Raw genomic sequence first — 9296 nt, forward strand, 5'->3', positions numbered from 1 at the left:
AATGAACAACGGACTGATTTTATGGGCCGATGACGAGATTGAACTACTCAAGGCTCACATCATATTTTTAGAAAAAAAAGGTTACGAGGTAGTTACCGTCACCAATGGCATGGATGCATTAGACCAATGCACACAACGTAACTTCGACCTCATCATGCTAGACGAGATGATGCCTGGCATTTCGGGACTCGAAACGCTGCAACGCATCAAAGAGATACAGCCCGCCACACCTGTGGTGATGTGCACCAAAAGCGAAGAAGAGAATATTATGGAACAGGCCATTGGCTCTAAAATAGCCGATTATCTTATCAAGCCTGTTAACCCTAGCCAAATTTTGCTCACGCTAAAGAAAAATATTCACCGAAAAGAGATTGTTTCTGAAGTGACTCAAACGGGCTATCAGCAAAACTTCCAAGACATTTCCATGCAGATAATGGACTGCAAAACTCTCGACGATTGGCGCAAAGTCTATCGCCGATTGGTGCACTGGGAACTCGAACTAAGCAACACGGGCAGCAGCATGGCTGATATTTTAATAACACAAAAAGAAGAAGCCAACAACGGATTTGCCAAATACGTAAAGACCAACTACTTGAACTGGGTGGCCGAAGGGGCATCCACTGCCAACGGACGCCCTGTGATGAGCCCCGACCTCTTCAAACATTCCATCTTCCCTTTGCTTGATAAAGGCGAAAAAGTGTTCCTTGTTGTGCTCGATAACTTTCGTTACGACCAATGGAAAATGCTCGAAAGCGAGATTGGAGACCTCTTCGACATCGACGAAGACATGTATATTTCCATTCTGCCCACCGCCACGCAATATGCCCGCAACGCCATATTCAGTGGCTTGATGCCAAACAAAATCGCCAAAATGTTCCCCGAACTATGGGTCGACGAAGACGAAGCTGAGGGTAAAAATCTCAACGAAGACTTGCTCATTAAAACCCAAATTGAACGTTATCGACGTCGCGACACCTTTAGTTACACCAAAGTAAACACCTCTGCAGATGCCGAAAAACTGCTAGAACACTTCTCACAACTGGCGCAAAACCACCTTAACGTGATGGTGTTCAACTTCATCGACATGCTCTCGCACGCCAGAACTGAATCGCGCATGGTGCGCGAACTGGCCAACAACGAGTCGGCTTACCGCTCCATAACCATCAGCTGGTTCCGCCATTCCATACTGGCCGACCTCTTCAAACGGCTTTCGCAAAGCGATTTCACCGTGGTGCTCACCACCGACCACGGCTCTATACGCGCATCAAAACCCGTAAAAATTGTAGGCGACCGCAACACCAACACCAACCTACGCTATAAGTTGGGCAAAAACCTCAACTATAATTCCAAGGAGGTGTTCACCATTAAAGAGCCACACAAGGCACAATTGCCATCGCCAAACATCAGCACCAGCTACGTGTTTGCCACTGGCAACAGCTTCTTTGCCTACCCCAACAACTACAATTATTATGTATCGTACTACAAAGACACATTCCAACACGGGGGAATAAGCATGGAAGAGATGCTCGTGCCTCTGATTACCATGCGCCGCAGACGCTAATCAACCCTTTCGAAGCGACAACAACCCACATAAATAAGCATTAAACCGCCTAACCAAGGGACAAACGAACCCGCGGAAAGACAAAACCCATAACGAATAATGACACTTACAATCACATCTCTGGCCCAAATACATCATGTGGCCAAACAATTTATCGACAATATCAGCACTGGTAAGGTGTTCGCCTTTTACGGAAAGATGGGCTCTGGCAAAACCACTTTCATCAAAGCCATCTGCGAAGAGCTGGGTGTTACTGATGTTATCACCTCGCCAACCTTCGCCATCGTAAACGAATATCACAGCGAACAAACACCCAAACCCATCTTCCACTTCGACTTCTACCGCATTAAAAAACTCGAAGAGGTGTACGACATGGGCTACGAAGACTATTTTTACAGTGGCTCACTTTGCTTTTTAGAGTGGCCCGAACTCATCGAAGAGATTCTGCCCCTCGATGTTATAAAGGTGAAAATAGAAGAACAAACAGACGGAAGCCGCACGGTGACGTTTTAAAACTCACGCGGTTGGGGGTTCTGTGCATAGAGAATTGGTACATAACAATGGTGTTTTAAGCCTATATGCACCAATTCTTATATACTATTCTCTTATTCCCTGCGCCTTGCCCTTTTTTTCGCGTCTTTGCCATCACCAACCACAATACGTTTTCTTCACTTCTGCACATCTATATTTCTTCTTAACAGAACCTATACATCGCTAATCAAATTATACCAACCCACATTATTCTTTCTCAAACTTTAAAAGAAATATTGGCGCTCGGTAAAACTTTTTTATGCGTATAAAAGTTTTTACCAGACAGCAATAAATAAGAAACAAAGAAAAGAACTTGCACACTTTTCAATCCCAATCGGCCATTAGAGCCTAAACAGATTTGAGTTAAAGACTGAACCTAAGCTTACTTTTCCTTAATCGGCGCAGAATCTAACGATAAATCAGGGTTTAGGTTTTACCACTAAGCTATATGGCAAAACAGTTGCGCGCTGCAATACAACAGAGGCAACAGCAATCCCCACACAAATACAAACGCCACACCCGAGAGAATACGGATGTGGCGTTTTTGTTTTATACACTTTCTCCTTACACCTTATTTATACAGCCTATCGTGCAAATAGCTAACACGACAGATATGCAGACCTACATCGGATATACCTGGCAGCATATCGCGTTTCATATCGTGATAAATGCTCACCACCAAGCTATCACCCTCGCGCAAATCGGGTTTGGCAATGGGGAAACTATATTGGTAATAGCTGATACCACGCGTCAGCCTTGTGCCATCGGGTTTGCTAAACGTGCAATTGACGGTATCGGTTAGCACGGCGTTTCCGGGCACTATGCGCTGCTTAACAATAAGCGTGGCAGCTGTAAAAGGGTAAGCGCCATTGATGCGCACGTCTAATTGCTGGGCAAAAACGCCACCCTGACGTAGCCGAGGCACATAAAACTTCAGGGTGTCGTTTTTCTCCCATCCGCTCACCGATGTGTGACTGTATCGATGGTAGACGGTGTCTATGCTGCATGCGCTCATCATGACGACCACAAGGGCCACCAATGCGCTGTACAATAAACGCTTCATGGGTTTGCTATTCTTATTTCTGCTGTTGACCATTGCCAGGCTGCGAGCCCTGCCTTCTTTGGTTTTCTCTGCGGGGCCGATTAGCGTTGTTATCGTTTTTGCCCTCTTGAGCACGCTGCTGTGGTTTTTGTTTGCGTCTTTCGGGCTGCTGTTCGCGCTGTCGCGGTTGTTCCTTCCGTGGTTGTTGCCCATTTTGAGGAGCAGCAGCTTCGCGTTTATCAGCTTTCTGCTTATTGTTGTTTTGACGTTTGGGCCGTTTGTTTTTGTCGAACCTACTCAGGTCGGCATTGGCCAAGAGGTCAATGGGTTTGTCGGCAGGTTTTCTGTGACGTTCTTCTTCCAGCACATCAGGTTTCTCTCCACGTCTATTCATTTCGATAACCGTTCTAGCTCGCTCGGCCGAGATTGTTACGAGGTTGGCCGCAAGGTTTTTATCCGTAGAGTAAGTAACCGTACCCGCCAAAATATCTGTTTTGAAAACAAAGTATTCGGCATCTACCGTGTGTAACGAAATCTCTTTGCTTGGCATACGTTTAGCAGCCTCCACGTAATTGTCTACTTCGTAATTAAGGCAGCATTTGAGTTTACCGCACATACCAGCAAGCTTTTGAGGATTAAGCGAAATATCTTGAAAGCGAGCAGCATTGGTGTTAACCGAGACAAAATTTTTGTTCCAAGTGGCGCAGCACAGTTCTCTTCCACAAGGTCCTGTTCCGCCAATACGTCCCGCTTCTTGGCGTGCGCCAATCTGTTTCATTTCTATACGCACGTGGAAAGTATCGGCCAGCACCTTAATAAGCTGTCTAAAGTCTACGCGTTCGTCGGCAATATAGTAGAAAATGGCCTTATTGCCATCGCCTTGATATTCCACATCGCCTATTTTCATTTTCAATCCCAGGTCTTTTGCTATCTGTCGACTTTGTATCATGGTGTCGTTTTCACGACTTTTTGCCTCCTCATACTTATCCAAGTCAACGGGCTTTGCCAGTCGGTAGATGCGTTTGATATCATCGGCCGACTTCAAGTTGGCTTTTTTTATTTGCAAAGCCACGAGTCTTCCCGTAAGCGTAACCACGCCAATATCGTGTCCAGGACTTGCTTCTACTGCCACGATGTCGCCCTTAGTGAGTTGCAAGTTGTTCACATTATGATAATATCCTTTGCGTGTATTTTTGAATTGCACCTCAACAAGGTCGGTTTTATCGGGGTCGTTCACCACGTCGGCCAACCAGTCGTAGGTATTCAGTTGGTGGTCCGACCTGCAACATCCGCCGCAACACAGTCCGCGGTCGCTGCCGTTGGCCACCTTGAATTTCATATTTTTATAATCCATTTGTTCGTATTGTTTATATGTTGGCGGCCCAAACTTCGCCTTTATCGTGCGAAGAAGTGCCGGAGAGTGCAATTTGATGAAGGCATTGCCAGGCCCTATCCCAGCCATTAAAGCAGGTTATATAAGATGTAGGTCAGCTCGTGGTGGCCCTTTATGCCTTTTTGATATAGAGAATCATGTTCACGGCATAGTCGAAGAACACCACTTTGGCATTGGCATTCTGCGAGATGTCGCGAATGCAACGGTCTATAAGTTCAGAAATCTCCACAATATTTTGCTCGTTAACAAAGCGAGCGAAGTTCTTGGCGAAGTTTTCTTCATCTCGAGACATATACACTAGGTCGTCGATGCCGAAGTTAAACATAAAGTTTTCGCGCATCAGGCGAGCAAAATAGGTGAGCATTCGTTTTTGTTTTTCGCGCCCATAAGCAGCCACGGCATCGCTCCATCGGCGCAATTCGCGGATGTTGCGTTGATAAGCCAGTCTCATGAGCATGATAAACATGTCGAGAAACAATTTGTTTTCGTTGTCGGCGCTAAGCTCTGCCAGGGCATTAGTCCAGCTACCGTTGGCCAGTCGTGCCACTCGGCGAGCATCGTCGGCGTTGATATTGCGTCTTTCCACAAGCGCCTGCTGCATGTCGGCCACAGTTATCGGTGGCAGGTCTAGGCGTTGGGTTCGGCTTTTGATGGTTTCGAGTAGCTGTTCGGGTTCATGACACACAAGGATGAAGAGCGTTTGCGCTGGTGGTTCCTCAAGCAGTTTAAGCAATTTATTGGCGCATTCCTGGTTCATACGTTCGGCCATCCACACCACAGCCACTTTATATCCGCCTTGGCTCGACTTCATGCCGAGTCTTTTCATCAACAAATCGCTTTCGCCCACGCCCATTTGTGCCTGTTGGTTGGCGGCATCCATTTGTTCAAGCCACAGGTCCATCGTGGGATAGAGTGTTTTTTGCAGCATCTCGCGCCACTCGGGTGCAAAGTCTTCACTGCTCATTTTATGTTCGCTAGACGTGCCAGCGGGCCGAATAACGGGAAACGCAAAATGCAAATCGGGATGTTCGAAGCGGCGCATCATGGCACACGAGGCGCATTGCCCACAAGGCTGATTGCCTTGGGCATGGTTTTCGCAAAGCAAATACGATGCGAAAGCCAGAGCCATGGCCATTTTCCCGCTTCCTGAAGGGCCACAAAACAACAGCGCATGAGGCAACCTATTGTGGTGCACCATGCCTATAAGCCTACGCTTAACATCGTCTTGCCCTATCACATCGTTCCAGTTCATAAAATATTTTTGGCCACTTCATAAATAGAATCAACTGCCGACACCGTGTAGAAATGTATTCCAGGCACACCGTGTTGGTAGAGTTCGCGACACTGTTGTGTTGCCCATTCCACACCCAAGGCACGTGCGTCGTCGTCGGTTTTACATTTAACTATTTCGCTAGCTAGCGCAGTGGGCAGGTCGCAATGGAAGGTGCGGGGTATAACCGTAAGTTGCGACAGTTTGGCAAAAGGCTTAATGCCAGGCACGATGGGGATGGTAACCCCCTTTTGGCGAGCCTTTTCCACGAAGTCGAAAAACTTTTGGTTGTCGTAAAAAAGCTGTGTTACGGCATAAGTTGCTCCAAGCTGTTGTTTTTGTAGCAAGTAATCAATATCCATATCGAGGTTGGGCGCTTCCTCGTGTTTCTCTGGGTAGCAAGCCACGCCATATTCAAAGCTTTCACCGGGGTGCTTCATGGGTGTGCCATCGGCAAAAAAGCCTTCATTAAATCGGTTCACCTGTGCAATCAAGTCGGTGGTGTGTGCGTGTCCGTTGGCTGTTGGCGTAAACATTCGTTCGTCTCTAGCCTTGTCGCCTCGCAGCAAAAGCAGGTTTTGAATGCCAAGAAACTGGAGGTCGAGCAATTCGTATTCAATACTTTCAACCGTTGCGCCACTACAAATAACGTGCGGAATAACGGGTATGCCATAACGTTGCTGAATGGCAGCAGCAATGGCAATAGTTCCAGGGCGTCGACGAATGCGATCGCGTTCGTATTGTCCGTTGTCCAATTCACGATACACAAACTCGCTGTTGTGCGTGGTTATGTTGATGTAATTGGGATTAAATTCTCGCAATTTATCAATGGTACGAAACAGTTGTGCCGTTCCGTTGCCTTTTAATGGGGGCAGCACCTCGAACGAAAGTCCCTTAGTAGCCACCTTTTTATTTAGAAAATCACTTACTTTCATTGATATATGGTGTTAAAACTGCCTTGTGAGCAGTTACACATTTGTTTATGGTGGCGAGCTACTTCTCTTCAATAAAATCTACATACTCGCCTTCGTTTTGTTCAAATATCTTTTGGTTTATGCGTTCAGAAGTGCGATGGTCTATAATCACTTCGCCTTCTTTGCCTGCACGTTGTGCTGATTGGGCATTGGTATTTGTAGCTGTGGCATTGTTGAATGTGCGCATTGCTTGACGAACAGACTTGATGATGCGTCTGAACACCAATAAAAAAACCACCAACAAAATAACCAAAACCGATAGCAAGCCAATACCTATCGACTTAAATATAAATTCCATGCCTATTGTTTTTTAGTGGCATTTACATAAATAGAAAGCACCACATACCATGCAATGATGATGGCAAAGGCCAACACCTTAAATATAATGAGCAAGGGAATACAGCTCAACACGAAGATATATTTTATCTCGTTACCCTTCCATCCCCATTGTTTGAACTTGAGTGCAAACATTGGCAGTTCGGCCACTAACAACCAACAGCTTAACAACATTAGGCCGATAAGAGCCAGTGGCGCCCAATTAAGGGCTTGCATCTGCCTATCGAGCCCCAAAAGAAGCGAGCCCCAAAATAAGGCATTAGCTGGCGTGGGCAATCCGATAAACGATGTTGCCTGTCGTTCGTCTACATTAAACTTTGCCAAACGCAGGGCCGAAAAGGCTGCCATGAGGAAGGCAACATATGGCACTACGCCAGAAAATTGCCAGCGATAAATGCTACCAAAGGGATATTCTAATATTGAAAGTTCTTGAAAAAGCATCACCGAAGGAGCTAAACCAAAGGTGATGACATCGGCAAGCGAATCAAGTTCTTTACCAATGGGCGAAGAAACATGAAGTAAGCGAGCTGCCATACCATCAAAGAAGTCGAACACTGCTCCAACCACAATGAAGAGCATGGCCAGCTTTAGGTCGCCGTATATGGCAGCCATGATGGCCACACAACCCGAGATAAGGTTGCAACAGGTAATAGTATTGGGTATATGGCGTGTGATGATGTTAGCCATTAGCGGTGATCCTTATTATTTAAGCTTGGCCAAAACGGTTTGGTCGCCCGTGGTTAGTTGCCCCATCTTTACGCATATTTCGGTGCCCAAAGGCAGGAACACGTCAACGCGCGAACCCAGTTTGATAAAACCTAGATGTTCGTCGATGTAGCAATCTTCACCTGGTTTGGCATAGGTAACAATGCGTCGAGCCATGGCTCCAGCAATCTGACGGCAGAGAATATCCACGCCTTCGGGGGTAGTAATCACCACATCGGCATGTTCGTTTTCCTCACTTGCTTTGGGCAACCATGCTTTATGAAAGTTTCCGTCTTTGTGTTCCACCATTTTAACTTTACCGTCAACTGGGAACCAGTTGGCGTGTACATTAAAGAGGCTCATAAAAATAGATACCATAATACGGCGATCATGGAAGTAGGTATTCTCGTCTACTTCTTCAATCACCACAATCTTGCCATCGGCAGGAGCCACCACCACCTTCTCTGTCTCTCCATTGAACACACGGATGGGACAGCGAAAGAAGTTAATGATGATGCCATAGGGTATGCCGTATATCACCAAAAACGACCAAAAGGCCACTTTACACTCAAAAAGCATCCATAAAAGTGATGCTACCACTATCAGTATAACCCCTCCAAGCAGCAGTGTTTCAGTGCCTTCGCGGTGTATTCTTATCTTCTTTAGTTTCTTTATTTTATTGACCATTGGTGGTTGTTGCTTTTGTATTTGGATGCAAAGATAATGATTTTTAACGCATTAGACAAGTGCGTGTAAGATTTTCTTCACACTTCGAACGATAAATAGGCAAATTTAACGAGAAAGGGATGCTGTTTTACAGGTTTTTGGAGAACAACAAACCTATTGGCGCAAGAAAATAAATGCAAACTTAACCCGTTGGCGGAATTAATTTAGTGCGTATTTAATTCTTCCGATGGGTTTGTTATTAATAAAGTTGACATATTGTAATATGGTCAGCGCACTAATTTTCCCTATTATTCGGGCAAACAGACCATTTGTTATTTTCGCATAATTCCTGATAACCAAAAATTGATCTGTGAGTTGTGAGAAGAGAGTTTCAATCCTTTTTCTGGCTTTGGCAAAAGGGATTAATTTTGGTTTCCAATTCTTTTGGTTCAGCCTATATGGACATTCCAATCTAATGTGAGCCGTTTGGAAAAGATCGAGTTGAACATCAGCCCCTATATATCCCTTGTCGCCATAGATGTTACAGTCATGATAGACCAGCTTGACATCTTTCATATAATTGAGGTCATGCACGCTGGCCTTTGACAAGTCATAGGAGTGTATCACCCCACTTAACCCACAGAGTGCATTGAGCTTATAGCCAAAGTAATACATATTTTGAGATGCACAGAGGCCGAAATCCGGTGCTTGTGAGAAATCTCCCATTCGCCCCATCTTGCAACGCTTCCCTCTGGCAACCCTGCATACGGCTATCGGCTTGGAATCTACGAAGAATTGAGTTTCCCCACCGTCCATTT

10 protein-coding genes are annotated in these 9296 nt (G+C 45.7%); 2 read left to right on the top strand and 8 right to left on the bottom strand.

Going from position 1 to position 9296, the window contains the following annotated elements; all coding sequences use genetic code 11:
- The first annotated feature begins 1 nt into the window (after position 1).
- Both porX and tsaE read left to right on the top strand, forming a co-directional pair.
- Positions 2 to 1561, top strand: coding sequence for a T9SS response regulator signal transducer PorX (gene porX, locus QME03_RS03430; RefSeq protein WP_281723478.1), 1560 nt, complete (start codon positions 2 to 4; stop codon positions 1559 to 1561).
- Positions 1562 to 1660: 99 nt separating this feature from the next.
- Positions 1661 to 2074, top strand: coding sequence for a tRNA (adenosine(37)-N6)-threonylcarbamoyltransferase complex ATPase subunit type 1 TsaE (tsaE, locus tag QME03_RS03435; RefSeq protein WP_025815662.1), 414 nt, complete (start codon positions 1661 to 1663; stop codon positions 2072 to 2074).
- Between the two features lie 589 nt (positions 2075 to 2663).
- On the opposite strand, the gene QME03_RS03440 is transcribed toward tsaE, so the two are convergent.
- The 8 genes from QME03_RS03440 to QME03_RS03475 form a co-directional block, all read right to left on the bottom strand.
- Positions 2664 to 3155, bottom strand: a complete 492-nt coding sequence (locus QME03_RS03440) for a gliding motility lipoprotein GldH (RefSeq protein WP_025815661.1) — start codon at positions 3153 to 3155, stop codon at positions 2664 to 2666.
- Positions 3156 to 3168: 13 nt separating this feature from the next.
- Positions 3169 to 4488, bottom strand: coding sequence for a PSP1 domain-containing protein (locus QME03_RS03445; protein ID WP_274946903.1), 1320 nt, complete (start codon positions 4486 to 4488; stop codon positions 3169 to 3171).
- Positions 4489 to 4639: 151 nt separating this feature from the next.
- Positions 4640 to 5779, bottom strand: coding sequence for a DNA polymerase III subunit delta' (gene holB / locus QME03_RS03450; protein WP_281723479.1), 1140 nt, complete (start codon positions 5777 to 5779; stop codon positions 4640 to 4642).
- On the bottom strand, positions 5776 to 6732 hold the full coding sequence (gene metF / locus QME03_RS03455; protein ID WP_273146300.1) for a methylenetetrahydrofolate reductase [NAD(P)H]: 957 nt from the start codon (positions 6730 to 6732) through the stop codon (positions 5776 to 5778). Before metF ends, holB begins: the two co-directional genes overlap by 4 nt.
- A gap of 58 nt (positions 6733 to 6790) precedes the next feature.
- Positions 6791 to 7069 (bottom strand): DUF4834 family protein, encoded by a 279-nt coding sequence (locus QME03_RS03460; protein ID WP_025815657.1) that lies wholly within the window; start codon positions 7067 to 7069, stop codon positions 6791 to 6793.
- 2 nt (positions 7070 to 7071) lie between these two features.
- The gene (gene pssA, locus QME03_RS03465) at positions 7072 to 7794 is read right to left on the bottom strand and encodes a CDP-diacylglycerol--serine O-phosphatidyltransferase (RefSeq protein ID WP_110369887.1); all 723 of its coding nucleotides are present in this window, start codon (positions 7792 to 7794) and stop codon (positions 7072 to 7074) included.
- A gap of 15 nt (positions 7795 to 7809) precedes the next feature.
- The gene (locus tag QME03_RS03470; RefSeq protein ID WP_281723480.1) at positions 7810 to 8499 is read right to left on the bottom strand and encodes a phosphatidylserine decarboxylase family protein; all 690 of its coding nucleotides are present in this window, start codon (positions 8497 to 8499) and stop codon (positions 7810 to 7812) included.
- Positions 8500 to 8697: 198 nt separating this feature from the next.
- The coding region (locus QME03_RS03475) for an IS982 family transposase (protein WP_281723481.1) at positions 8698 to 9296 on the bottom strand (599 nt) is incomplete at its 5' end.

This window comes from Hoylesella shahii (assembly GCF_937990675.1).
Lineage (GTDB): Bacteria > Bacteroidota > Bacteroidia > Bacteroidales > Bacteroidaceae > Prevotella > Prevotella shahii.